At 71.7% G+C, this 24,043-nt stretch carries 26 protein-coding genes and 2 pseudogenes; 11 read left to right on the top strand and 17 right to left on the bottom strand.

Annotated features, from left to right (window positions below; translation table 11 throughout):
• Window positions 1-96: 96 nt before the first annotated feature.
• Both Mco01_RS37860 and Mco01_RS37855 read left to right on the top strand, forming a co-directional pair.
• The gene (locus tag Mco01_RS37860; protein ID WP_204061645.1) at window positions 97-1,326 is read left to right on the top strand and encodes a serine hydrolase domain-containing protein; all 1,230 of its coding nucleotides are present in this window, start codon (window positions 97-99) and stop codon (window positions 1,324-1,326) included.
• 193 nt (window positions 1,327-1,519) lie between these two features.
• A complete protein-coding gene (locus Mco01_RS37855; protein WP_204061644.1) occupies window positions 1,520-1,930 on the top strand; it encodes a cupin domain-containing protein in 411 nt (136 codons plus the stop codon).
• A 176-nt stretch (window positions 1,931-2,106) separates the two neighbouring features.
• Here the strand turns inward: Mco01_RS37855 and Mco01_RS37850 are convergent, their stop codons facing one another.
• From Mco01_RS37850 to Mco01_RS37835, 4 genes are all read right to left on the bottom strand, one after another.
• Entirely contained in the window at window positions 2,107-2,745 is a 639-nt protein-coding gene (locus Mco01_RS37850) for a class I SAM-dependent DNA methyltransferase (protein ID WP_204061643.1), read from the bottom strand.
• A gap of 66 nt (window positions 2,746-2,811) precedes the next feature.
• Entirely contained in the window at window positions 2,812-3,378 is a 567-nt protein-coding gene (locus tag Mco01_RS37845; RefSeq protein ID WP_204061642.1) for a TetR/AcrR family transcriptional regulator, read from the bottom strand.
• Window positions 3,371-4,207, bottom strand: coding sequence for an alpha/beta fold hydrolase (locus Mco01_RS37840; RefSeq protein ID WP_204061641.1), 837 nt, complete (start codon window positions 4,205-4,207; stop codon window positions 3,371-3,373). Before Mco01_RS37840 ends, Mco01_RS37845 begins: the two co-directional genes overlap by 8 nt.
• A gap of 89 nt (window positions 4,208-4,296) precedes the next feature.
• On the bottom strand, window positions 4,297-5,196 hold the full coding sequence (locus Mco01_RS37835) for a helix-turn-helix domain-containing protein (RefSeq protein ID WP_204061640.1): 900 nt from the start codon (window positions 5,194-5,196) through the stop codon (window positions 4,297-4,299).
• A 121-nt stretch (window positions 5,197-5,317) separates the two neighbouring features.
• Here Mco01_RS37835 and Mco01_RS37830 point away from each other — a divergent pair, with 121 nt between their 5' ends.
• Window positions 5,318-5,932 (top strand): trimeric intracellular cation channel family protein, encoded by a 615-nt coding sequence (locus Mco01_RS37830; RefSeq protein WP_239104220.1) that lies wholly within the window; start codon window positions 5,318-5,320, stop codon window positions 5,930-5,932.
• A 258-nt stretch (window positions 5,933-6,190) separates the two neighbouring features.
• On the opposite strand, the gene Mco01_RS37825 is transcribed toward Mco01_RS37830, so the two are convergent.
• Complete coding sequence (locus Mco01_RS37825; RefSeq protein ID WP_204061638.1) at window positions 6,191-6,814, bottom strand: hypothetical protein; 624 nt, start codon at window positions 6,812-6,814, stop codon at window positions 6,191-6,193.
• 50 nt (window positions 6,815-6,864) lie between these two features.
• On the opposite strand from Mco01_RS37825, the gene Mco01_RS37820 reads away from it, so the two are divergent.
• Complete coding sequence (locus Mco01_RS37820; protein ID WP_204061637.1) at window positions 6,865-7,107, top strand: hypothetical protein; 243 nt, start codon at window positions 6,865-6,867, stop codon at window positions 7,105-7,107.
• A gap of 9 nt (window positions 7,108-7,116) precedes the next feature.
• Here Mco01_RS37820 and Mco01_RS37815 read toward each other — a convergent pair whose 3' ends face one another.
• The 4 genes from Mco01_RS37815 to Mco01_RS37800 form a co-directional block, all read right to left on the bottom strand.
• Window positions 7,117-7,986 (bottom strand): oxidoreductase, encoded by an 870-nt coding sequence (locus Mco01_RS37815; RefSeq protein ID WP_204061636.1) that lies wholly within the window; start codon window positions 7,984-7,986, stop codon window positions 7,117-7,119.
• 48 nt (window positions 7,987-8,034) lie between these two features.
• On the bottom strand, window positions 8,035-8,583 hold the full coding sequence (locus tag Mco01_RS37810; protein ID WP_204061635.1) for a dihydrofolate reductase family protein: 549 nt from the start codon (window positions 8,581-8,583) through the stop codon (window positions 8,035-8,037).
• Between the two features lie 60 nt (window positions 8,584-8,643).
• A complete protein-coding gene (locus Mco01_RS37805) occupies window positions 8,644-9,345 on the bottom strand; it encodes a helix-turn-helix transcriptional regulator (RefSeq protein ID WP_204061634.1) in 702 nt (233 codons plus the stop codon).
• A gap of 163 nt (window positions 9,346-9,508) precedes the next feature.
• Window positions 9,509-10,183, bottom strand: coding sequence for a hypothetical protein (locus tag Mco01_RS37800; RefSeq protein ID WP_204061633.1), 675 nt, complete (start codon window positions 10,181-10,183; stop codon window positions 9,509-9,511).
• 144 nt (window positions 10,184-10,327) lie between these two features.
• On the opposite strand from Mco01_RS37800, the gene argG reads away from it, so the two are divergent.
• The gene (gene argG / locus Mco01_RS37795) at window positions 10,328-11,776 is read left to right on the top strand and encodes an argininosuccinate synthase (protein WP_204061632.1); all 1,449 of its coding nucleotides are present in this window, start codon (window positions 10,328-10,330) and stop codon (window positions 11,774-11,776) included.
• Between the two features lie 144 nt (window positions 11,777-11,920).
• On the opposite strand, the gene Mco01_RS37790 is transcribed toward argG, so the two are convergent.
• Entirely contained in the window at window positions 11,921-12,397 is a 477-nt protein-coding gene (locus Mco01_RS37790) for a hypothetical protein (RefSeq protein WP_204061631.1), read from the bottom strand.
• Window positions 12,398-12,610: 213 nt separating this feature from the next.
• On the opposite strand from Mco01_RS37790, the gene Mco01_RS37785 reads away from it, so the two are divergent.
• Entirely contained in the window at window positions 12,611-13,660 is a 1,050-nt protein-coding gene (locus tag Mco01_RS37785) for an aldo/keto reductase (RefSeq protein WP_204061630.1), read from the top strand.
• Between the two features lie 31 nt (window positions 13,661-13,691).
• On the opposite strand, the gene Mco01_RS37780 is transcribed toward Mco01_RS37785, so the two are convergent.
• Window positions 13,692-14,330: a GNAT family N-acetyltransferase gene (locus Mco01_RS37780; protein ID WP_204061629.1), complete on the bottom strand. Its 639-nt coding sequence runs from the start codon at window positions 14,328-14,330 to the stop codon at window positions 13,692-13,694.
• Window positions 14,331-14,431: 101 nt separating this feature from the next.
• On the opposite strand from Mco01_RS37780, the gene Mco01_RS37775 reads away from it, so the two are divergent.
• The 3 genes from Mco01_RS37775 (at window position 14,432) to Mco01_RS37765 (ending at window position 16,745) form a co-directional block, all read left to right on the top strand.
• A complete protein-coding gene (locus tag Mco01_RS37775) occupies window positions 14,432-15,277 on the top strand; it encodes a DUF72 domain-containing protein (protein WP_239104219.1) in 846 nt (281 codons plus the stop codon).
• 104 nt (window positions 15,278-15,381) lie between these two features.
• A complete protein-coding gene (locus Mco01_RS37770) occupies window positions 15,382-16,116 on the top strand; it encodes a trypsin-like serine protease (protein WP_204061628.1) in 735 nt (244 codons plus the stop codon).
• A 125-nt stretch (window positions 16,117-16,241) separates the two neighbouring features.
• Entirely contained in the window at window positions 16,242-16,745 is a 504-nt protein-coding gene (locus Mco01_RS37765) for a DUF421 domain-containing protein (RefSeq protein WP_204061627.1), read from the top strand.
• Here the strand turns inward: Mco01_RS37765 and Mco01_RS37760 are convergent.
• From Mco01_RS37760 to Mco01_RS40555, 3 genes and pseudogenes are all read right to left on the bottom strand, one after another.
• On the bottom strand, window positions 16,742-18,151 hold the full coding sequence (locus Mco01_RS37760; RefSeq protein WP_204061626.1) for an FAD-dependent oxidoreductase: 1,410 nt from the start codon (window positions 18,149-18,151) through the stop codon (window positions 16,742-16,744). The genes Mco01_RS37765 and Mco01_RS37760 overlap by 4 nt on opposite strands.
• 61 nt (window positions 18,152-18,212) lie before the next feature.
• Window positions 18,213-18,572, bottom strand: coding sequence for a class I SAM-dependent methyltransferase (locus Mco01_RS39600; protein ID WP_239104218.1), 360 nt, complete (start codon window positions 18,570-18,572; stop codon window positions 18,213-18,215).
• A 73-nt stretch (window positions 18,573-18,645) separates the two neighbouring features.
• Window positions 18,646-19,134 (bottom strand): annotated as a pseudogene (locus tag Mco01_RS40555) (23S rRNA (guanine(1835)-N(2))-methyltransferase RlmG); the annotation flags it as partial.
• A gap of 64 nt (window positions 19,135-19,198) precedes the next feature.
• On the opposite strand from Mco01_RS40555, the gene Mco01_RS37750 reads away from it, so the two are divergent.
• A complete protein-coding gene (locus Mco01_RS37750; RefSeq protein WP_204061625.1) occupies window positions 19,199-19,696 on the top strand; it encodes an NUDIX domain-containing protein in 498 nt (165 codons plus the stop codon).
• Here the strand turns inward: Mco01_RS37750 and Mco01_RS37745 are convergent.
• Together Mco01_RS37745 and Mco01_RS37740 are read right to left on the bottom strand one after the other, a co-directional pair.
• Entirely contained in the window at window positions 19,669-21,891 is a 2,223-nt protein-coding gene (locus Mco01_RS37745) for an NACHT domain-containing protein (protein WP_204061624.1), read from the bottom strand. The genes Mco01_RS37750 and Mco01_RS37745 overlap by 28 nt on opposite strands.
• A gap of 97 nt (window positions 21,892-21,988) precedes the next feature.
• Window positions 21,989-22,951, bottom strand: coding sequence for an SDR family oxidoreductase (locus Mco01_RS37740; protein ID WP_204061623.1), 963 nt, complete (start codon window positions 22,949-22,951; stop codon window positions 21,989-21,991).
• Window positions 22,952-23,045: 94 nt separating this feature from the next.
• Between Mco01_RS37740 and Mco01_RS37735 the strand changes: the two genes are divergently transcribed.
• Window positions 23,046-23,735, top strand: a complete 690-nt coding sequence (locus Mco01_RS37735; protein WP_239104222.1) for a TetR/AcrR family transcriptional regulator — start codon at window positions 23,046-23,048, stop codon at window positions 23,733-23,735.
• Window positions 23,736-23,862: 127 nt separating this feature from the next.
• Here Mco01_RS37735 and Mco01_RS37730 read toward each other — a convergent pair.
• A pseudogene (locus Mco01_RS37730) lies at window positions 23,863-24,043 on the bottom strand (chitinase); the annotation flags it as partial.

The raw sequence follows: 24,043 nt of genomic DNA, 5'->3' as shown, positions 1-24,043 counted from the left end.
AGCGGGTCAGCGGCGGCCCGGTATCAGAGCGGCCGGCGACGGTGAATGCCGTGAGCGGGTCTCGCAGAGATCGAAACCACGCGTAAGGAGATTCAGATGGGACGTACCAAGGGCGGCTTCCCCGAAGCAGGGCTGCGCAGACTGCGTGAGGTGCTGGCGCGATATGTCGATTCGGGGAGGATTCCCGGGCTTGTCGCCCTGGTCGGCCAGGGCGACGAGACGCACGTCGAGGCGATCGGGACGATGCGTCATGACGGTGGCGCGCCGATGCGCCGCGACACGATCTTCCGGATGGCCTCCACGTCCAAGCCGGTCACGATCGCGGCGGCGATGGTCCTGCTGGACGAGTGCCGGCTGCGGCTGGATGACCTGGTGGAGCCGTGGCTGCCGGAGCTGGCCGACCGGCAGGTGCTCAAGCGGATCGACGCCCCGCTTGACGAGACCGTCCCGGCGCGGCGGCCGATCACCGTTCGGGACGTGCTGACCTCCACGTTCGGGCTCGGCATGGACATGACGTCACTGGGCACCCCGATCATGAACGCGGTCTTCGAGCAGGGGCTCACGCCCAACCTGCCGGTGCCCATGCCCGAGCCGGACGAGTGGATGCGCCGTCTGGGCGAGCTGCCGCTGATGTACCAGCCCGGTGAGCGCTGGCAGTACCACATCAGCAGTGACCTGCTCGGCGTGCTGGTGGCCAGGGTCACCGGCCGGCCGTTCGAGGAGTTCCTGAGCGAACGCGTCTTCGAGCCGCTGGGCATGCGGGACACCGGCTTCCACGTGCCCGCCGACCGGCTCGACCGGCTCCCGCCCCTCTACGCTCCCCACCCGCAGACCGGGGAGTTCCTCGTGTGGGACGAGGCCGAGGGGGGACGCCACAGCAAGCCTCCGGCGTTCCCGAGCGGCGGCGGCGGGCTGAACTCCACCGCCGACGACTACCACGCCTACTTCCGGATGCTGCTGAACGGCGGGATGCACGGCGGCGAACGGATCCTGTCGCGGCCCGCCGTCGAGCTGATGACCACCAACCGCCTCACGCCCGAGCAGAACGCCGCCCGCAACGCCATGGCCACCGGCAACGTCCACGTGTCGCACGGCCAAGGGCAGCAGGGCGGCTGGGGATTCGGGATGGCGGTGCGCACCTACCGCGGTGACTACGCGCCCGTCGGCCAGTTCGGCTGGGACGGCGGAAGCGGCACCGCGACCTACGCCGACCCGGCCAACCAGCTCACGGGCATCCTGCTCACCCAGGTCGGGGCGTCCACCCCGGACTCGACGCAGCTCATCCACGACTTCTGGACCACGCTCTACCAGGCCGTCGACAACTGACACCGAGCCGGCGCAGGTCGGCCCGCCGGCCCGGCGGCAGCTGGGAGCACCAGGTCGTGAGGCACCACATCCCGTTGAGGTCTTCTGCCTGAGGCAGGCGCGACTCCGGGCGGGTTCGCCGTGCAGGGCTGTCACAAACGGGGGAGGCCGTCTGGTCCTCACTGTGGACACTCCCTGCTGTTTGGAGGAATGCATGAGCGCTGAGCACGCACACCTGCCCCCGGGCGTCGAGGTGATCGCGACCCTGCCGGAGGCGACTGCCCGGATCCCGGCCGGCACCGAGGCCAGGACCATCCGGGTCACCCTGCCGCCCGGCGACCCCGGCGCGCCGCCGCATCGGCACCCCGGGCCGCTCTTCGGCTACGTGACCGAGGGCGAGATCCTCTTCGAGCTGGAGGGGCAGCCGCCTCGGGTGCTCAAGGCCGGTGACGCCCTGTTCGAGCCCGGAGGCGACGTGATCCACTACCAGGGCGCCAACAACCTTCCGGACGCGCAGTCGCAGCTGGTCGTGACCATGTTCGCGCCGCCGGGTACCCCGGTTCTAACCGTGGTCGGCGCGGAGGAGCTGGCCGAGCGACGACACCTGCGGTTCGCCCAGCCGTGACGGCCACCGGAGCGGCAGCAGGCCGTCATCGGGGAGGCTGGTAGCAGTGCTCCCGTCCTCCTCGCATCTCCCGGCCGTGCCCGGCCGAGAACGGCAGCTGCGAGGAGGACGGAGCCGACGAGGGGACCGGCCGTGATCGCTGGGCCTGTGCACTACTCAAGAAGTGATCGAACGGGTCATTCAAGCCTGCGGGCGATCAGATATGCGGCTTGTTTCCTCGGTTGAGTGGCGTCCGGCTCGTGGACCGTCGTCAACAGGACACGGAATCCGGCCTCGGCCAGCATCGCCGTGACCGTCTCAGGGCGACGTCGGTGGAGGACCAGGTCGACCTCGTGGCCCCACGCCTCGGTGAAATGCTCCGGGCCGTCGCCGACCTGGAAGGCGAGCATCAGCGGTGCTCCCGGAACCAGTACCCGGCGGAACTCGGTCAGCACGGCCGGCAGTCTCCGGTCGGGGATATGGATGGTCGAGAACCAGGCGTTGAGGCCCGACAGGCTCCGGGCGGGGTGATCGAGGCCGGTCATCGAGCCAACCTCGAACCGCAGCTCCGGATAGTTGGCCCGAGCCTGCTCGACCATACCGGGCGACAGATCGACCCCGAACACATCCAGCCCCTGCCCGCGCAGAAACGCCGTCACGTGCCCCGGCCCGCACCCCACATCGGCCGTCGGCCCGGATGCCAGCTCGGCGAACAGCGTCAGCAGGCTCCGCTTCACCGGCTGCCCGGGCAGATCGTCGACGAAGAGCGTGGAGTAGCGGGCAGCCACAGCGTCGTAGGAGGAACGGGTCGGCTCGAGGAAGCCCAGATCGGTCATGGCCGGGAAGGTTATCGATTCCTCTGACAGGCCGGCTGTCGGCGGGCGCGCGGGAATTCGGTGTGCTCACACGTGCGGTCGGTCGGTCTTCGGCAGCCCTGAGATGATCATGCGTTTGAGCTGCTCGTAGCTGTCGTCCAGATCGACGGGAAGCCCGAACCCGCCTGCGGCCTCAAGGACGGCGAAGCCGTGCACGGCCGACCGCACGCACCTCGCCGCGTGGATGGCGTCCGCGCCCTCAAGCCCGTACCCCCGGAGCAGGGCGAGGAGGATGTCGACCAGTCGCCCGCCCGCCTCGGCCAGCTCCGGCTGGGCTGCCTGAATCATGGCGGCGTACCGGCCGGGGTTGCTCCTGACGTACTCCCGCCAGACGTTCATGAACGCGTGCAGCGCCTCGGCTCCGGAGAGGCCGAGCACAAGCTCGCGGGCCCTGTCCGCCAGCTCATCCATGACGCGGATGGACACCAGCGTGTTGACCTCCGCGAGGTTGCGCACGTGCTTGTAGAGGGACGGCGTGGCGACGCCCGCGCGTCCGGCCACCGCCGACAGGGTGACCCCGGCCGGTCCCTCCTCGTCGATGATCTGCAGCGCGAGATCGACGATCGCGTCCGGCGACAGGCCCGCCCTAGCCACGGGCGTGCTCCTTCAGGAACGGCAGCATGACGTCGGCGACCGTGTCGGAAAACTGCGCGTGGGGGTAGTGGCCCGCGCCGTCGATCATGGCGATCGCGCCGCGCCCGGCCGGCATGTCCGCGACGATGCCCTCCGCCTCGGCCCGGGGGTCGCGCCAGTCGGGATCCAGCGTGCCCATGACGACCAGGGCGGGCACCCGGAGGTTCCGGAGCTGGGCGCCGGCGTCGGTCGGCGTGGACATGCCCATTTTGCCGACCACGCCCATCCGGCCCGGGCGGCGCAACGCCTGCTCCAGAGCGACCATGTAGGCGTCGTAGTCGGCGGGCTTGTCGCCGGGGTAGGCGTGGTCGAGGTACCGCCTCCACATCCTCACGCTGCGGAACACTCCTGTCGCCATCAGGAGCATCATCCCCTTCCGGTGCCGGCCGTCGCGCAGCAGGCCGCCCAGGTCCGCCTTCTGCGCCCGCGTGAACGGGCCGATCTCGACCACCGCGGTGACCAGATGCGGATCGAGCGCCGCCGCGATGGTGGCCGAGCCGCCGGAGAAGGAATGCCCGACCACGACCGCCGGCCCGCCCAGGTGGCGGATGAGGGCGAGCAGATCGTTGGCGGTGTCGGTGCGGGTGTAGGACGACCAGCCGGTGGTCGACTCGCCGTGACCGCGCAGGTCGGCCTTGGCGACGCGATATCCGGCGGCCACGAGCCTGGCTGTGAGGAAGCGGTAGGCCTCACGGCCGTCGCCCATGCCGTGGGACAGCACGACCAGCGGGCCTTCGCCGGTCACGTCGTACGCGAGCCGTCCGCCCTCGATCTCCAGGTACTCGGTCACAATGGCCTCCATGGCTAAAGCTGATAGCTGTAAAGCTAACCTCATTAGCCTTGGTCGTCAAGCCATGCGCCGCACGCGCTGAGGGCGGCTCACCCGTGGGCGCGAAGAGCGGCGATCAGCCAGGTGAGGGCGGGCATGGCGGACGGAGCGGGCTCATGCCCGTTAAGGACGGCTATCAGCTGCCAGTAGCGCTCCACCCGGTCGTCGGCGACGGTCTCAAGCCACCGATGCAGGTCGCCGCGTTCGTCGGCGGGCAGATCGGGCTTGACGATCTGGTTCAGAACGGTCCGGCCCTCGACCGAGTCCGGCGCGACCGACTCGGTCATCGCCCGGTTGGCGTGCTCCAGGGCAAGCGACCGGAGCTCGTACCCGTGGCGCGACGCCGCCGATGAGGCACCCATGAGCGCGATCCGCCGGAGCCGTTGCCGGAAGTCCTCGCCGGCGACGAGGTCGGCCAGCTCGATCCAGGCGTCGATCTGGCGTGGCGCCGGATCGTCCGGCAGCTCCCGCATCCACTCCGCGACCACCTTGGCGTCGTCGTCCAGCGTGATCCCGGCGAACGTGTTCTCGATGAACTCGTCGACGACCTGCTGACGCCGGGCGGCGGACAGGTGGGCGAGTTTGTGCGTCATCATCGTCTCCTCGGTTGTGCCGCCGCGCTTCGCGATCGTGCGGAGTACGGCACGGCGAAGCTTCAGAGCTGTGATCTCCGCGTCCAACGCTCGGGCGTGTGCCTCGGCCACCTCGGCCACCGTGACCTGCCGCGCCATGATCTTCTGGACGGCCTCCAGCCCGATGCCGAGCTCGCGCAGGGTCCGGACCAGATCGAACCGGGCCACGGCGGCGGCGTCGTAGAGGCGGTACCCGCCGGCCGACCGGTCAGTGGGCACGATCAGGCCGCTGTCGGACCAGAAGCGGATGGTGTGCACAGAAAGACCGGTACGTCGAGCGATCTGGCCTACGGTGTACAGCTCTGTTCCGTCACTCACGAGGACGAGCCTGCACCTTCGAGCCACTCGAGACTCAAGCCGCTCCACGAAGTGATCGTCGGATTGTTGGCCTTGGGGCAGTATGTGGCGATGAGCAGGGCTTATGGGAGACTGCACGGCTGTGACACCCCTGCTCGACCTCGCCGGAGTCTTCGTTTTCGCCCTGTCCGGCGCGCTGGAGGGCGTGCGCAAACGGTTCGACGTGGTCGGCATGGTGGTGCTCGCGTTCTTCACCGCCGTCGGGGGCGGCGTCATGCGTGACCTGTTCATCGGCGTGCAGCCCGCCGCGTTCCGGGACGCGGGATATCTCCTCGTACCGGTCGCGGCCACGGTCATCGCCTTCTTCTGGCACCGGCAGGTCGAGCGGGCGATGCCCGGGGTGCTCGTCTTCGACGCGGCGGGCCTCGGCCTGTTCTGCGCCGTCGGGACCACCAAGGCCCTTTACTACGGACTCGCGCCTATGCACGCCGTGTTCCTCGGGGTCTGCACCGCCGTCGGCGGCGGCGTCATCCGGGACGTCCTGTCCGGCCAGAGGCCGACCCTGCTCTACGATCGCCAGCTCTACGCCGTGCCGGCGATGCTCGGCTCGACGGCGATGGCCGTGCTGTACACGCTGGGCGTACGGGGATTCGCCGCCACCCTGTCCTCGGCCGTGCTCGCCTTCACGCTCCGCATTCTCGCCATGCGGTACGGCTGGCGCGCCCCCCTGGCCAGAGGCATCAGCGGGTCGACATGAGCCGCCGCGTGGACGCCGTCACTTGCTGGAATGGCTGCCGGAGCGTGACATCAACGCGGCTCATGCGTCGGCGAGGCACTCCGGCTTCGGGGGTCACGACCTGTGGGTCGCGTGCTCATTCCGCTCTGAGGAATTGCTCAAAGGCTTCCGCGCGAGCGCGGACACGCTCTTGCCCTCTTGCTCGGCGCGGGCTTTCGCGCAGTCGCCCAGGCCGTCCGTCACTAACGGGCGAGGGCACACATTCTCCAAGGGTCTCCTTCAGGCTTCCCGAGGAGTTGCGCGAACGTGCGCATGGTCGTGCATCGTCGCCACGCTGACGGCCCAGCTGCGGAGCAGGGAGGACGAGGCCCGTACGGTGACCAGGCCGCCCGGGTTCGTCACCTCGGCGGCCCGGACGTCTTCGTGGGGACGCCATCTCTGCCACCAGGTGCCGCCGTCCCGCTGATCGCGCCACTCGCGGACCGCCGCGTCGAGACCCCAGGTCTGCCACCGCACCGTCCCGCGCGCCTCTCTCGGTACGGGGAGGCCCCGGATGAGGAGGCGGCCGGAACGCGCCGGCAGATGCGTCACATCGGCGGGCACAAGGGCAATGGGAGAGCCCTGTTCGGCGTCGAACGGGTTGGGGCAGATGAACCGCCGATCGATGAGCACGACCGTGCCGGGTCGCCGCTGGAAGGACAGGCCCCACAGCAGGCGGCTCAGCAGGAGCGCGCCATGCAGGTCGGAGAGGATGTGCCAGGTCTCGTGGTGGAAGTTCGTCGAGAACCGGACGCGGGTGCCGGGCCGAAGCGTGATCACCGTGTAGTCGCGGCCGTCGGCCCGCAGATCGTGCCGGTGAAGCTTGAGCCGGTCTCCGCCATCGCGGGCGTTGGACGGTCTCATGCGGTTACGCACGGTTCGCCACGTCTTCCCCTTCCCGGCTGGTTGATCTTATGAAAGCGGTCGCGCAGCTCCATCTCAACGGGATTGCCCGTCCGCCTGGCCGGCTTCACGCGTCGGCGGAACGGCGTACGACGACGACGTTCCCGCAGAACGCCACACCGGTGATCGTGATCGTGGGGACGCCCGGCCCTTCTGCGGCGTGGTCGAAGCCACCGATGCCCGGTGCCGCCGATGTGGACCTCGGCGACCTCCTGAGCGCGATCCTGTTCCCCGCCGAGCGGCCGTCCTCCTGACGGAGAGCGCTACGCGACGTCCTCGGCGAGCTCGGCCAGGTCGTCGACGGTCAGCCGCAGCGCGCCGGCGGCGACGTTCTCGTCCAGGTGCTCCGGCGACCCGGTGCCGGGGATGAGCAGGATGTTGGGCGACCGGGCCAGCAGCCAGGCCAGCGCCACCTGCGGCATGGTCGCGCCGTGGCGGGCCGCGACGGCGTCCAGGTGCTTCGCGGTGATCGGCTGGAAACCGCCCACCGGGAAGAAGGGGACATAGGCGATGCCCGCCTCCGCGCACGCGTCGACGATTGGGTCGTCGTCGCGGCGGGACAGGTTGTAGAGGTTCTGCACGCAGGCGATGGGCGCGATCGTGCGGGCTTCGGCGAACGCGGCCGCGGTGACGTTGGAGACGCCGATGTGGCGGATCAGGCCCTCCTCGCGCAGTGCGAGCAGGGTCTCCAGGGGCCCGGCCAGGGGCATCTCGGTCTGATCGGGATCGCCCATCCGCAGGTTCACCACGTCGAGGCGGTCGAGGCCGAGCGAGCTCAGGTTCGCCTCGACGCCGCGGCGGAGCCCGCCGGGGGTGAGCCCGGTCCTCTCCCCCGGGGGCAGGGCGATGTCGGAGCCCTCGACCAGCGATCCCACCTTGGTCACGATGACCAGGTCGTCCGGGTAGGGGGACAGCGCCTCCCGGATCAGCTCGTTGGCCGCCACCCCGTCACGGGAGTAGTAGTTCGAGGTGTCGATGTGGTTCACCCCGAGCTCCACGGCCCGGCGCAGGACGGCGAGGGCCGTCTCCCTCCCGGGCCGGTCACCCCTCGGCCAACCGGTCAGCTTCATCGCGCCGTACCCGATGCGCGACACCTTCAGGTCGCCGCCCAGGAGCCAGGGTTCGCCCGTCATGGGCACCGACTCTAACCGAGCCGGGCCCATGCGGCCGGGGGAAATCGGTCAGCCGGCGTCCGGCACGTAGCTCAGGTTGAGCACACCGGTCTTGAACGTCTCCGACGTGACCAGCTTCAGCTTGTGGGTCGGGGTGTCCTCGAACAGCCGCTGGCCGTGGCCGACGACGATCGGGTGCACGAGCAGGTTCAGCTCGTCGAGCAGCCCGTTGGCGAGAAGCCACCGCACGGTCGTCGCGGAGCCGGACATCTGGAGGGCGCCGTCGGTCTGCTCCTTGATCTCGCGCAGTCTGGCGGCGGCGACGTCGCCGGAGAGGACCGTGGTGTTGTTCCAGTCCGCCTTCTCCAGGGTGTTCGACACGACGTACTTGTCCGCGTTGTTGATGAACGCGGCGAAGTCCTGGTCCTGGTCGGTCGTCGTCCAGTACGCGGACCACTCGTCGTACAGCTTCCGGCCCATCAGGAACCCCGTGGCCCGCTGCACTCCCGCTCCGACCGCGGCGCCCATCTCGTCGTTGAAGTACGGGAAGTGCCACTGGTCCGGCGACTCGACCACGCCGTCCAGAGAAATGAAGAAGTTGGCGACGATATTGCCCATTGCTCTGCTCCTTTGTCTCATGACATGGCTGCGACAGGGAGGATAGGCGGGCGGCGACCCTCAGGTCTTGTACAGAAGCGACAGCGGCTCCGCCGGGCCCCGCTCGCTCAGCTGCGTGGCGGTCCGCCCGACGTAACGGGTCAGCGACCGGGCCAGGTGGGGCTGGTCGAAGTATCCGAGCCGATGGGTCACGTCCTGGGCCGGGACACCCTCCTGCAGCAGGATCGCGGCCCGCCTGGCGCGGTCGATCTGCCGGACGGCGCCGCGGGTGAGGCCGGTGGCCGCGACGAACCGCCGCTGGACGGTCCGTTCGGACACGTCCGGGGGGGCGCCGCGAAGCACGCCGGCGATGACCGGGTCGACCTCCAGGATGCCCTCGCGCGCCAGCCGCCGTACGAACTCCTCGGCGTTGTCGTAGTCGGGACGGCGCCAGGTGGACCCCTTCAGCCAGAAGGACCTGCGGGTCGTGTCGGGGATCTCGGCGGCCCCGTCCACGAGCCGGTGGAGCGGAAGGTGGGGCATCGACGTGCCGAGCGCGAAGATGATCCCGAAGAACGTGGCGTCCTCGGGCACCGGCGCGACCCCCGCCCTCGACTCCGGCCCCTGCACGGACGCGCTGACCTGACCGCGGTGCTCCCAGAAGACCAGATCCCAGTGGGCCGTCGCGACCGACGTCATCCGCTCGACGTCGTGGCTCCTGCTCCGCCACACCCGCTCGATGTACGGCGAGTCGGACGATCGGCTCTCGATCTCCAAGCCCACCTGAGACATCCCCCTTCGTCCCATTGGCGCCCTGAACGGCCAGTCTGGCATGAGATCGCCACGACGTCGTGGGTGTTCGCCCCGACGCGCTCTTCATCGGAATCGGCCGCAACCGACGTCCAGCGCCGGGAAGCGCAACGGGCGACCGCTCTGCGTCGCGGGATCATCCGTTCGAACTCGGCGCGGCGGGCCCGCCGCCGGCAAGGAAGTCGCGGCGCGCGGCCGGTGACAGCAGAAGGGCCGTGATTGCGACGGAGACCGCCACGAGGAGCGCCGCCTGGAGGACGGACATCCTCCACTCCATCGGATCCGGGGTCGTCAGAGGGGACAGCTCGCCCAGTAACCGCGCGCAGGCGGCGGCGCCGGCGCAGACGGACGCGACGACCGCGGCCCAGCGGGCGGCGGCCCTCCGGCGCAGGACGCCCACCGCCAGCGTCACCAGGGCGGCGACGAGGATCGCGGCCGGCGGGAGGAGGACCAGGACGAGAATGCCGTCCATTTCCACGGTCTGGCGGCGGGCCGCGTCCCACTGCACGGCTGCCGACACCCCGCCGGCGACCAGGAGGCCGGCCGCCGAGACGGTCGCCCAGGAGGCCCGATGCCCCGCACGCCCGGGGTGGCGCGTGCCCTGTCCGAGCAGGGCCCGCGCCGCCACGCCGATCAGGACGCCGGCGACGGCGCCGAGGGGAGCGCCCACGGCCGCCAGGCCGCCGACGCGCAGGCCGAGGATCGCCGACATCTCCGGGCCGATCACGGCTCCGGAAACCGCGCCGGGAACGGCGGCCGACGCCAGGCGCAGAACGGGGAAGGCCGTCGCCCTCTGTGTGCTCGTCTCCATACGTCAAGCCTGGGACCAGGGCGTTTCGCGCGCCATCCGTTCTCGTACTCAGGTGATCCTGGTCCTGCTGCTCAGCTCCGGGGCCACCGGGCGATCCGATGTCAGCGTTGCATGTTCATGCATGAGCGTGTATAACTTCTACTTGTGTCCAAGGTGCTCACCTCTCTGCCTGTCGGCGAACGGGTCGGGATCGCTTTCTCCGGCGGTCTCGACACCTCGGTTGCGGTCGCGTGGATGCGCGAGAAGGGTGCAGTGCCCTGCACCTACACCGCCAACATCGGTCAGTACGACGAGCCCGAGATCGCCTCGGTGCCCGGGCGCGCCACGGCGTACGGCGCGGAGGTCACCCGCCTGGTCGACTGCCGCGCGGCCCTCGTGGAGGAGGGGCTGGCGGCCCTGGCCTGCGGGGCGTTCCACGTCCGGTCCGGTGGCCGCGCCTACTTCAACACCACGCCGCTCGGGCGGGCCGTCACCGGCACCCTGCTGGTGCGCGCGATGCTCGAGGACGACGTGCAGATCTGGGGCGACGGCTCCACCTTCAAGGGCAACGACATCGAGCGGTTCTACCGGTACGGCCTGCTCGCCAACCCCTCCCTGCGGATCTACAAGCCGTGGCTCGACGCCGACTTCGTGAGCGAGCTCGGCGGCCGCAAGGAGATGTCGGAGTGGCTGCTCGCCCGCGACCTGCCCTACCGGGACAGCACCGAGAAGGCGTACTCCACCGACGCGAACATCTGGGGTGCGACCCACGAGGCCAAGTCGCTCGAGCACCTCGACACGGGCATCGAGATCGTCGACCCGATCATGGGCGTGCGGTTCTGGGACCCCGCCGTGGACATCGCGCCCGAGGACGTCACGATCGGCTTCGAGTACGGGCGGCCGGTGACGATCAACGGCAAGGAGTTCCCCACCGCCGTCGACCTGGTCCTGGAGGCCAACACCATCGGCGGACGGCACGGCCTCGGCATGTCCGACCAGATCGAGAACCGCATCATCGAGGCCAAGAGCCGGGGCATCTACGAGGCGCCGGGGATGGCGCTGCTGCACGCGGCGTACGAGCGTCTGGTCAACGCGATCCACAACGAGGACACGCTCGCCAGCTACCACAACGAGGGACGGCGGCTGGGCAGGCTGCTGTACGAGGGCCGCTGGCTCGACCCGCAGGCGCTGATGCTGCGCGAGTCCCTGCAGCGCTGGGTCGGGATGGCGGTGACCGGCGAGGTGACGCTGCGCCTGCGGCGCGGTGAGGACTACTCGATCCTTGACACCTCCGGGCCGGCGTTCAGCTACCACCCCGACAAGCTCTCGATGGAGCGGACGGAGGACTCCGCCTTCGGCCCGGTCGACCGCATCGGCCAGCTGACCATGCGCAACCTCGACATCGCCGACTCCCGGGCCAAGCTGGAGCAGTACGCCAGGGTCGGCATGGTCGGCAGCCAGCAGCCGGCGCTCATCGGCGCCGCGCAGGCGGCCTCGACGGGGCTGATCGGCGCGATGCCCGAGGGCGGCGCCGAGGCGATCGCCTCTCGTGGAGAGGTCCCGGCCGACGACGAGCTGCTCGACCACGCCGCCATGGAGGCCGGCACCGACTGATCCGCAGCGGCGGACACGGCAGGCGCGCGAGCGGCGGCCGGGACGTGGCCCGAGGGCCGGTTCCGGCCGCCGCCGCTTTTCCGGCGGGTACGGGGCCTGACGGCTGGTTGCCGGCCGCCACGCTCTCGGGCGGGTGCGGCGTGATCAGCTGAAGCGGAGCGCCATGGCGTCGGTGTGTCCCGACCACGTCAGGGTCAGCCGCCAGCAGCCCGCCTTTGGCAGGTTGACCGACGACGGGCCGGGGCCGCCGTCAATCTGGCGGGCCACCGACGTGCTCGTCCCGTCCAGCACGGCTCTGATCTTCAGCGGGTCCATGGGCCGCTGCGGCACCCGCGAGACCCACAGGATCTTGTTGGCGACGTCGGGATCGGTGGACGCCACCGGCGGATAGTTGAACAGCACGGCGACGATGTCTCCGCGCTCGCCGAACACGTGGGGCGTGCCCGTCCCGTCGTCGCTGAATCCGCCCCTCGCCCAGGTGGGCAGCGCGTCCCGGGTGACCGCGGAGACGCACGCGCCCGACGACGGCCGCGGGGCCTGGGACGCCGGCGGCGGGGACGAGCACGCGGCCAGCAGGGCGAGTGCGCCGAGGGCCCCGGCCCGGCGCCTGATCGTGGTCATGCCCGGCCTCCCGGTGATGCGCGACGACCTTCTCGTGCGCATTGTCCGCCCCCGCCCGTGCGAAGGCCAGCGATGCGCCGCAGCCGTCAGCCGGCGCCCGTACCACCCGTCCGGTGACCTCGGGTGACGGGCCGGCGGCCACGCTTGCCCTGGAGCCGACTCCAGATTCTAGAGTGCAGGGTGATCGCCTTCCGACGGCTGAGGAGTAACGACATGCGCTACCGCGTCCTGGGCGGCACCGGCATCGAAGTGAGCGTCCACTGCCTGGGGGCGATGATGTTCGGGGCCGTGGGCAATCCCGATCACGACGCGTGCGCCCGCATCGTCCAGGCCGCTCTCGACCAAGGGATCAACTTCGTCGACACCGCCGACATGTACTCGGCGGGCGAGTCGGAGGAGATCGTCGGGAAGGCGCTGCGGGGCCGCCGCGACGAGGTCGTGCTGGCCACGAAGGTGCACTTCCCGATGGGTGAGGGCCCCAACCGCGGCGGCAACTCCCGGCGGTGGATCGTCAGGGAGGTTGAGGAGAGCCTGCGGCGCCTGGACACCGACTGGATCGACCTGTACCAGGTTCACCGTCCCGACCACACCACGGACGTCGAGGAGACGTTGTCGGCGCTGACCGACCTGGTGCACCAGGGCAAGATCCGCGCCTTCGGCTGCTCGACCTTTCCCGCCGAGGACGTCGTCGAGGCCTACCACGTGGCGGATCGCCGTGGCCTGATGCGGTTCCGGACCGAGCAGCCGCCGTACTCGCTGCTGGCCCGCGGGGTCGAGGCGTCCGTGCTGCCGGTGTGCCAGAGGCTGGGCATGGGCGTGCTGACCTGGGGTCCGCTGGCCTCGGGGTTCCTGACCGGCAGGTACCGCAAGGGGCGGCCCGTCGATCTGGCCTCCGGCCGCGCGGCGCTGACCCCGGCTCGGTTCGACCCCACGCTGCCGGTGAACGCGGCGAAGCTGGACATCGTGGAGCGGCTCGTGGAAGTGGCGGACGACCTGGGCTGCACGCTCCCTCAACTGGCCGTCGCGTTCGCCGCCGCCCACCCCGCGGTCACCTCGGTGATCCTCGGTCCGCGGACCGAGGACCAGCTCAACGGCCTGCTGAAGGGCGCCTCGCTCACGCTGGACGACGAGACCCTGGACCGGCTCGACGTGATCGTGCCCCCGGGGACCGATGTCTACCGGCCCGACGGTGCGTGGCGGCCGCCGGTGTTGACGGACCCCGCGCGGCGCCGCCGTCCGCTCGCCGACCGCTCGGCGGCGTAGGCCGGCGGCCGGGTCGGAGCGGACCGCCGGCTCAGCGGGCGGGGTGTCGCTCCAGCGCCCGGGCCAGGCGCAGTTCCAGCCTCGCGCGGCACTCGGGCCATTCGGAGTCGATGATCGAGAAGACGGCGGAGTCGCGGAGCCGGCCGTCCTCCCCCGGCGCCCACGACTGGGACCAGTTCCGCAGGACGCCCTCGAACCGGGCGCCGGCGTTCTCGATCGCGGCACGGGAGCGGGCGTTCCTGGCGTCCGTCTTCAGGTCGACCCGCGCGACGCCCCACTCCTCGAAGGCGTGGCGGAACAGCAGGAGCTTCGACTCGACGTTCAGCCCGGTGCCCTGGGCCGACGCGGCGAGCCAGGTGAAGCCGACCTCCACGGCGCACAGCCGGTCGCCGTCGGGCCACATCCGGGGGTCCCAGAAGGCCGTGGCCCCGACCGCCCGCCCGGAGGACGTCGCTACCTGCGCGTACGGCGCGAGCTTCCCGGTGGCGGCGCGGGCGAGCTGGGCGTCGATGTACGCCCCGACCTCGGCGGCCCGGGGGACCCACGTGAACGCGTACGAGCTCCTGTCCTCCTCCGCCGCCACGGCCAGGTCGGCCGCGTGACGGTGGTCCAGCGGCTCCAGGCGCACGAGCCCGCCCTCCAGGACCGGCCCCTCAAGCCTGAAACCCATCGATCCTCCCGCTGATCCCGAACGCGTCGGGGCAACACTAGCGAGTCCCCACATAGAGGCATCGATCACGGTGGTCGCCGGGCTTTGGGTAGCGTCGGGGCATGCGGCTTCATGTGGGATGCGCGATGTGGACGCACGCGCCGTGGCAGGGGCGCCTCCTGCCCCACCCGCTCCCTCCGGGCGAGCGGCTGCGGGCGTACGCGACCTGGTGCAACGCCGTGGAGGGGAACACGACGTTCTACGCGACCCCCACGAGGAGCACGGTGGAGTCGTGGGCCCGGCAGACCGATCCCGACTTCCGGTTCGTGGTGAAGCTGCCCAAGACCATCACCCATGAGCGCCGCCTCGCCGGCGCCGACGAGGAGCTTCACGCGTTCCTGGACGCGATCGAGCCGCTCGGGCCGCGGGCGCACGCGCTGTGGGTCCAGCTGCCCGGGTCGTTCGGGCCGGGGGATCTCGGGTCGCTCGCCGGGTTCCTGCGCCGGGTGCCCGGCGCGTACCGGTGCGCCGTCGAGGTGCGGCACCGCGCGTTCTTCGACGACGCGGAGGGGCTGCTCGAACGGGTCCTCGTGGACGCGGGCGCCGAGTGGGTGCCGTTCGACACGACCGTGCTCTTCCGGAGCCCCCCGACGAGCGACGCCGAGCGGGAGGCCTGGACCAGGAAGCCGCGTCTGCCGCGCCGCTCGTCCGCCCTGACCGACCGCCCGATCGTGCGCTATATCGGCCGCGACTCCGCCGAACGCACCGTGGAGGGCTGGGGGTTCTGGGTCGAGACCGTGACCGGCTGGCTGCGTGAGGGCCGGTCGCCGACCGTGTTCGTCCACACGCCCGACAACGCCGACGCGCTGACGCTGGCGCGGCGGTTCCACGACGAGGTCCGGGCCCGGGTTCCCGAGGTCGACCCCCTGCCGGAACCCCTCCCGGCCGAGCCGCTCACCCTCTTCTGACCTCGGTAGAGAGTTCGTAGATCCTTCCCTGGCATTGGCATCCGGCGGGTAGGGCCACGTACAGTTCGTGAATGCGTTTTGTCCCCTTTGTCATAGTTTTTGCTGTGCTTCTGGGCGTCGCCCCCCGCGCCTGGGCCATCACGAACGGCACCCCTGACGGGGTGGGGCACCCCGAGGTGGGCGCCCTCATCGGCGACAAGCCGTACCGGGACGGCACGTGGTCCTACTGCACGGGCACGCTGGTCTCGCCGACCGTGCTGCTCACCGCGGCCCACTGCGGGGAGCACGCGCAGAAGACGGCCAAGGTGGCGTTCGCCGCCCACTACAAGCCGGGGGACGCGGTCCACACCGGCCGCTTCCTGGCCGACCCGCGGTACAAGAACGAGTCCGACCCGTACGACATGGCGGTCGTCCTCTTCGACCGGCCGGTCACCGGCATCGTGCCGGCCGTCCTCCCCGAGGCCGGCCTGCTCGACCGGCTGCTCGACTCAGGTGAGCTGGACGAGTCGCAGTTCACGCCCGTCGGGTACGGCTCGCTGACGCCGCTCAGGGGCAAGGACGGGCCGCAGTTCCAGTACACGGACTCCCGGTACCGGACGTCCATCTCCTTCAAGAGCCTCGGCCGGCGGTGGCTGGAGCTGTCGCCCGGCGACGACGGCGGCGGGACCTGCTACGGCGACTCGGGCGGCCCGAACTTCCTCGGCGGACCCGACTCGCACCTCCTCGTCGCGACGACGATCAGTGGGGACGGCGACGCTTGCTCCTCCACCAACAGCGACTACCGGCTCGACTCGGCCTCGGCGCGCGAGTTCCTGGGCTACTTCGTCACGCTTCCCTGACAGTTTCCGCGCGCACCGGCAGGGGGAGGCTGCACCCAGGCGCCCGCGTCAGGGCGTCCCACGACCGGGTTGGGGGGTCCTCGTGACGGTTGCGTCCCCGGCGCCGGGGCCGGCGGCGACGTGACGTGCACGGCTTCGGCGACGCGCTCATCGGCGACTGGCACCTGGCCGTGTACGCGGCGGTCAAGGCGGTCGCGCTGTTCCTGACCGCCGCCGTGGCCTTCCGCCTCACCGAGCGGCGCACGATGGCCGAGTTCGCGCCGTTCGACTGGGTGGCGGCCGTGGCGGTCGGCGCGCTCGTGGGCCGGACCGCCACCGCGACCGACGCCTCGTGGCTGACCGGCTCGGCGGCGCTGCTCACCCTGCTCGGCGCCCACGCGGCCGTCACCCGGCTGCGGTTCCTGCCGGGTCTCGGCCGGCTGGTCGACCCTCCGTTGCGTGTGCTGATCCGCGACGGGGAGGTGAACCGGCGCAACCTGCGCCGCTGCGGCCTCACCGAGGCCGACCTGGCGGCCGTGCTCCGCCAGCACGGCCATCACGGCCCGGCCGACGTCCACCTCGCCGTCTTCGAGGCCAAGGGGGCCGTGTCCGTCCTCGCCCGGCCGCCCGGCGCGCCGGACGAGGGTTAGGCGCCCGCCGTCCCCGGCTCGTCGACGCGGACGACGGTCGCGAGGACCTCGTTGAACGCCTCGGTGGACGTGGGGTGGGTGTAGACGGCGTCCCTGAGCTCGGACGCCGTCACCCCGTGCCGCATGGCGAGCGCCACCGTGTTGATCATCTCCTGGGCGTCCACGCTCAGCAGCGTGGCGCCGAGGATCTCGTCGGTGCCGGCGTCGACCACGAACTTCATCAGCCCGCGGGTGTCCTCGACGATGTACGCGCGCGGCATCGCGGTGATGTCGGCCACCCGCTCGCAGGCGATCCTCACGCGCCGGCCCGCCCGCCTGGCCGCCTCCTCGGTGAGCCCGACGGCCGCGAGCGGCGGGGTCGTGAACAGCGTGCGGGGGATCGCCACCCGGTCGTCGGTCGATCGCCGGCCCTCCCCGGTGAGCTGGTCCATCACGATGCGGCTGTCGTCGAGCGACAGGTACGTGTGCTGCGGGCCGCCGTGGACGTCCCCCAGGGCGTAGATGTGCGGCCGGCTCGTCCGCAGGTGCTCGTCGACCTCGATCGCGCCCCGTTCGGTGGTGCGGACGCCGGCGGCCTCCAGCCCGAGGCCGCGGGTCGCGGGAGCCCGGCCGGCCGCGGCGAGGATCGCGTCGGCCTCGATCGTCTGCGGCCGCCCGTCTTTCTCGTAGACCACGGTCGCGCCGGACGCGGCGTCGCGGACTTCGGTGACCCGCGCGCCCGTAAGGATCTCGACGCCGTCCTCGGCGAGGATGCGCTCGACGGCCTCGACCGCCTCGCCGTCCTCGCGGCCGAGGATGCGCTCCGAGGTCTCGAACACGGTCACCTCCGACCCGAACCGGCGGTAGATCGAGGCGAACTCGATGCCGAGGTAGCCGGCGCCCAGGATCGCGAGCCGGTCGGGCAGCGCCGTCGTCCGGATGAGGTCGGCGCTGGTCAGGGTGCGTGGACTGGCCCGCAGGCCGGGGATGTCGGGGACGATCGGCTCGGCGCCCGTGTTGATCAGGATGGTGTCCGCCGTGACCGTGATCCGGTCACCGTCCGTCTCGACCGTCACGGTGTGGGGGCCGGCGAACTCCGCCCGGCCGGTGATCAGGGTGACCGTGTCGAGGTCGTTGAAGGACTCGTAGTTGCCGGCGCGGAACTTGGCGGTGAGCGCCTGCACCTCCTCGACCGCGTGCGCGTACCACTCCCGCGCCGGGTCGTCGGGCCGCCTCATCTCGGCGTGGTGGACGAGGGCCTTCGTCGGCACGCACCCCACGTTCGGGCAGGTGCCTCCGTACATCTGGTCGGACCGCTCGACGAGGACCACGCGCCTGCCGAGGCGCCCCATCCTCGCGGCCACGCTCTTGCCGCCCTTGCCGAACCCGATGACCAGCAGATCGGCGTGGACCGTCTCGGTTCCCATGCCCTCAGTCTTGGCAGCGGCGGTATGCCCTCACAACCGGCATTGCCGTCATTTTCCCTGTTCAGCGCTTCACGGCGCGCAGGACGACGAACTTCGGGTCGCTGGCGGCGACCTCGCAGTTGCCGAAGAGCCGGCGCAGCTTCACGTGGTAGCCGAGGTGCCGGTTGCCGACCACCCACAGCTCGCCCCCACGGCGCAGCGCCGCCCGCGACCCGTTGAACATCCGCCAGGCCGTCGCGTCGGTCGTCGCGCGGTGCGAGTGGAACGGCGGGTTGTTCAGCACCAGGTCGACCGTGCCGGGCGGCACGGACGACATGCCGTCGGCGGCGAGGAACGCCGCCCGGCCCGCGTGCCCTCCGTTTGCCAGGAACGTCGCCTCCGCCGAGGCCAGGGCCTGGTAGGACTCGTCGACGAAGGTCACTCGGCAGCCCCGGGTCCGGGGAGCAGAAGATCAGACGGGCCTTCTTCGCCGCCAGCGACGTCCTGGTCGGCCCGAGGACGCGCTCGAACAGGTGCAGCGTCGAGGTGTGGATCTCGGTCACCATGCCCGCCCCGACGACCACGGCGCCCTCGTGCAGGCGGGGGGCGAGGCGGTGAAGCTGGTCCTCCAGGAGGGCGAGGCTCTTGGGCACCCGGACCAGCAGCACGTCGATGCGGCCGGGCGGCTCGTCCCTGGTCGTCAGGAGCCGTACGGCGTCGTCCGCCGCCCCGGCGCGCCGCAGGTTCGCCCGGGTCGCCTCCCGGCCGAGGAAGGAGTCGCCGATCTGCACGGGACGGTGTGCGGCGAGCGCGGTGGCCAGGGCGCCCCACCGGTCGCCCAGCACGACCACCGTGCCGGACAGGTCCACGGGCCCGGCGTCGATCCCGTCGAGGTGCCGCAGTAGGTACTCGTCGGCGGCGTCCCACGCGCGGAACGGGTCGAGGGGGTCCTCCGGGAATCGGGCGAGGTCGAACGCGCCCCTCGACGTCGTCAAACGGTTCATCGCGCTTCAGGCTAGCGATCGGCGGGCCGTGCCCGCGCACCCGCGTGTTGCTACCCTCGCCCTCGTGGCGATCAGGAACTCCCACTGCTCCTTCTGCGGAGCGGCCTACGCCCCCGGCGTGCCCTGGCCGCGTACCTGCCAGGAGTGCGGCGGCACCAGCTACCTCAACCCCCTGCCGGTCGCCGTGATGGTGCTCCCGGTGGACGACGGCCTGCTCGTGGTCCGGCGGGACGTCGAGCCGCACCGCGGCCTGCTCGCCCTTCCCGGCGGCTTCATCGACGTCGGCGAGAGCTGGCAGCAGGCGGCCGTACGGGAGCTTCGCGAGGAGACGGGCGTCGTCGTCGACGCGGCCGGCGTGCGGCTGTTCGACGCGCTGAGCGCGCCCGACGGCACCGTGCTGATCTTCGGCGTCGGACCGCGCACGACCGCGGACGCCCTCCCGCCGGTCGTCCGCACCGCCGAGACGAGCGAGTGGCTGGTGATCGACGGCCCGCGGGAGCTGGCGTTCCCGTTGCACAGCATGGTCGCGGCCCGTTACTTCGGCCTGGCCGGATCCGCCTGATCGTAGAGGTGGGCCAGCCGATCCTGGAGCTTCTCGTGCCGGAACCGGTACACCGGGCCCGCCTGGCGGAGCAGGCCGACCCGGTGGGCGTCCTCCAGCAGGCCCGTCAGCCGGAGCGGGACGCGACGGCCGCGGGCGTGGAGCATGGCGACGGCGACGAGGTAGATCGAGCTGGCGCCGGTGAACCCGAAGGTGAGCGTGAACACCACGCCGCCCGCGAGCCCGAAGGCGACGCCGGCCTCGGCGCCGCGCAGCAGCCCGGAGAACCCGTTGACCAGCGTGCCCGCGATGCCGAAGGCCAGGCCGAGCGCCGTCCCGAACGTGAGGGAGCGGCCGTACACGAGCTGGAGGTCCCGCCGGAGCGTGATCAGGGGGCCCTGCGGCCGGTCGCTGGTCAGGGGAGTCGTGACCCATTTGTTCAGCCCGAGCGTGACGCCTCCGATGGCGCCGACGACGAGCCCGTAGAGGGCGAGGCCGCCGATTTCCGAGGCGACCCCGGACACCCGCCACAGGGCGAACGCGGCGATCATGCCGACCGGGAGGACCGTGGCCAGCCCGAGCGCGAGCTGCCCGGCCAGCCTGCGGACGTCGCCCCGCCGGCGGAGGTTGGCGTACGCCGGCTCCAGCGTGTACCCCTTCAGGCGCTCCAGGATGAGGCCGCCCGTGAGCCCGCCGACGAGCCCGCCGACCGGCCCTCCGGCGAGCCCGAACAGCAGGGCGTCCCAGAGGCTGCCCGCGTGCGGGCTGCGCAGCGCCACCACGGCGTCGCTGACCAGCCCCACCGTCACCCCGACCGTCAGGCCGATGGACACGCCGCCGACCAGGATGCTCCAGCGCCGTGAGACCGACCGATGGAGGTGCCACCAGCGGAAGTCCCTGGTGCCGGTCGCGGACATGTGATGGGCGACGAAGGACAGCCAGCGCCGGGCCGCCTCAGGGTCCCACGCCCGCCGCGGCCGGAACGGATGGTCGTGCTCGTGCTGCTCGTACGGGTCGTCGTCCGGCGGGGCGGCCGCGAACGTCGCCTGGACGAGGTTGTCGAGCAGGTGGTCGGTGACCGCGGCCGCCGTCGGGAGGCGCTCGTCGTCGCACAGGGGGGCCGGGTTCGCCCGGGTCTCGACATAGACCTTGTGCAACAGCCACACGACGAGCGGGGTGGACAGGGCCTCGGCCAGCGGGCCGTCCGGGTCGTCCTTCAGCGCGGCCAGCAGGTCGGTCCAGTCGGCTCGCTGGTCCGGCGCGAGCCGGTCACGCAGGTAGGAGATGACGTCCGAGCTCTTCATCGGCCTCGGCTCGATGACGGCCGCGCCGGTGAGCGGCGCCCCCGCGGCCGGGCCGACGGCGGCCAGGTACTCGGTCGTGCGGCAGGTCAGGATCAGCGCCTCGACGGCCGAGGCGGCGTTCAGGGCCATGATCACCTTCGGCCGGACCGCGTCCGGCAGCTCGTCCAGGCCGTCCAGGACGGGCAGGATCCGCCGGTACGTCACCAGCCCCCGGGCGGCGTCCGGGCCGAAGTCGGGGGCGCGCAGCGCCGGGTAGTTCTCCCGCAACCGCCTGCCCAGCCACCGGTGGACGGGCTCGGCCGCGGGGTCCCAGCCGGACATCGACAGCAGGACGGGAACCGGGTCGCCGGGCTGAGGCTCCCGCAGGAGCTCGCTGAGCAGCAGGACGGCCAATGTCGTCTTGCCCATGCCGGCCTCGCCGAGGATCACCAGCCGGCGCCGGGCGAGCTTGCGGAAGCGTCCCGCCAGCTCCGGCATGCGATCGGTGCGCCCGTCGAACCGCATCCGCCCGAAGCCGAACCAGGAGCGCAGCAGCCGCAGCCCGTCGACGCGTTCGTCCTGGTCCATCACGTCGAGGCCGGAGATCTTCCAGCGGACCGGCAACCGGACCGGCTCGTCGAGCTCGCGGATGACGATCTCCTCGCGCCACTGCTCGTGCACCAGCACGCGCAGCGCCCGCTCGGCGCGGTCGATCTGCTCGACGGTGCTCGTCCCGCCAGGCGGCCGCTGCCGCCACGTGCTGACCAGGGGAGGGGCCAGGGCGAAGACGCCGAGCGCGACGCTCGCGAGCTGCGCCCAGTTGGCCGCCGCGCTGGAGGCGGACAGCTTCGTCAGCCCGTAGCCGATCCCGCCGACGGCGGCCAGCCCCGCGACGGGAAGGGCGACGCGCCGCCAGCCGGCCCAGCCTCTCATTCCCATATGGTGACAGCGGGTGATCAATCTGGCGATAGTGCGAGACGCCGCGATCGCTGCCCGGCGGGCCTGACCTCCCAGCGGGGGCCGGCGGCGGTCAGGCCGAGGCCTGGCGGACCTCGGGATACGCGACGCCGGTCAGCCGCTCGGACACGGCCCACAGCCGGGCGGCGGCGGCCTCGTCGAGGGCCCGGCGCGGGATCCTGGCCGTGGCGAACCCGCGGGTGAGCTCGGCGAAGCCCGCCGGGCCGTAGTACGCGCCGCCCTCGGCTGCCGGGCTCGTCGCCGCGTACAGGGCGGGCAGGATGCCTGTGGGGATCTGCTGCCACAACCACGGCACCCGGTAGAAGGCGCGGGTGACGGCCATGACCGGCCCCGGCGACCGGCGTCCCATCTGCGGGCCGGTGATCTGGAGGTTGGTGACGGTCGCCCCCGGGTGGGCGGCGGCGCCGAGGATCCCCCAGCCGGCCTTGCGGCTGCGCCGGTCGAGCTCCAGGGCGAACATCAGCGTGGCCAGCTTCGAGGCGCCGTACACCCGGAACGGCCGATAGCTCTTCTCGCTCTGCAGGTCGTCGAAGTCGAGGCGGCCCCAGCTGCCGGCGAGGCTGCTCACCGCCACCACCCGGGCCGTCCCGGCGGCCCGCAGGAGGGGCAGCAGATGAGCCGTGAGGGCGAAGTGGCCGAGGTGGTTGGTGCCGAACTGCAGCTCGAAGCCGTCCCGCGTCTCCTCCCGCCGCGGCGGGGTCATGATCCCGGCGTTGTTGACCAGGATGTCGATCGGCCGCCCCTCGGCGGTGAGCGTCTCACCGAGCGCCGCGACACTGTCGAGCGAGGACAGGTCGAGGTCGCGCAGGCCGAGCCTGGCGCCGGGCACCTCGGCGGTGACACGCTCGACGGCCTGGGCGCCTTTCTCGCGGTTGCGGACGGCGAGGATCACCTCGGCCCCGGCCCTCGCCAGGCGTCCGGTGAGGCCGAAGCCGATCCCGCTGTTCGCGCCGGTGACGACCGCCAGGCGGCCCGTCAGATCGGGAACGGCGACGTCGGTGGGCGTGCGTGCCATGAGGTCCTCCCTGGACTCGGTCTCGTACGACGGGACAGTAACGGAACGGCAGTCTTTTAACAAGAGAACGGCGGTCTGATAACCTTGTGACGTGATGTCGACGAGAGCGGCCTTCCAGCGGGCGCGCCGGCCCGAGCAGGTGGAGGAGCGGCGGCGCGCGATTCTCGACGTCGCCTCGGCGCTGCTGGGGGAGCGGCCGATCGCCGAGATCAGCCTCACCGAGCTGAGCGAGCGGGTGGGCCTGGCCAAGTCGAACGTGCTGCGCTACTTCGACAGCCGCGAGGCGATCTTCCTGGAGGTCCTCGGACGTGCCTGGTCGGCGTGGCTCGACGAGGTGGGAACTGATCTGCGGACGCCGGGCGACGGGCACGACGCCGGCCCGTACGGCCGGGAGGCAGCCGTGGCGTCGGCGATCGCGGCCTCGCTCCTGGAGCGTCCCCTGCTGTGCGAGCTCATCAGCGCGATGGCGGCCGTGCTGGAGCGCAACGTCTCGATCGGCACCGCCCGAATCTTCAAGCGCCAGGCGACGGAGAACACCGGCCGCCTGGCGGACCTCGTCCGCGAGCGGATCCCGGAGCTGACCGAGGCCGGGGCGGCGCACTTCGCGGGGGCGGTGTTCGTGCTGGTGGCGGGGATGTGGCCGTTCGCGACGCCCCCCGAGGCCGTGGCGGCGGTCTCGGCCGAGCTGGGCGCGCCGCCCGCCCGGGAGATGTTCGCCGATGGACTGCGGGAGGGGCTGACCAACCAGCTGGTCGGGCTGGTCGTCCGGACCGAGGCCCGCTGAGCGGGGACCCCCGCATGCGGAGGTTCCGCGGACTCGCCTACGGAGGCCTGCTGAGCGCAGTCCTCGCATGCGGGGTCCCGCGGACCGCGCCGCGAGGGCGCGATCCGCGGGACGGGGTTTCCGCCGGTCAGAAGCCGGCCGTGATGCGGGTGAAGTCCCAGTCGGACTGGGAGACGCCGCTGCAGGTCTCCTGGACGCCGCCGCCCGGGCACGGCCGGTCGCGGTTGACCGACCAGAAGGCGAGCCGGCCGAGGCCCTTCGACGTGGCGTAGTCGCGGATCTGCGTCCACGTGGCGGTCGAGGTGACC

Source organism: Microbispora corallina, from assembly GCF_016863035.1.
Classification (GTDB): Bacteria; Actinomycetota; Actinomycetes; order Streptosporangiales; family Streptosporangiaceae; genus Microbispora; species Microbispora corallina.
This window is presented reverse-complemented; position numbering and strand designations above follow the sequence as displayed.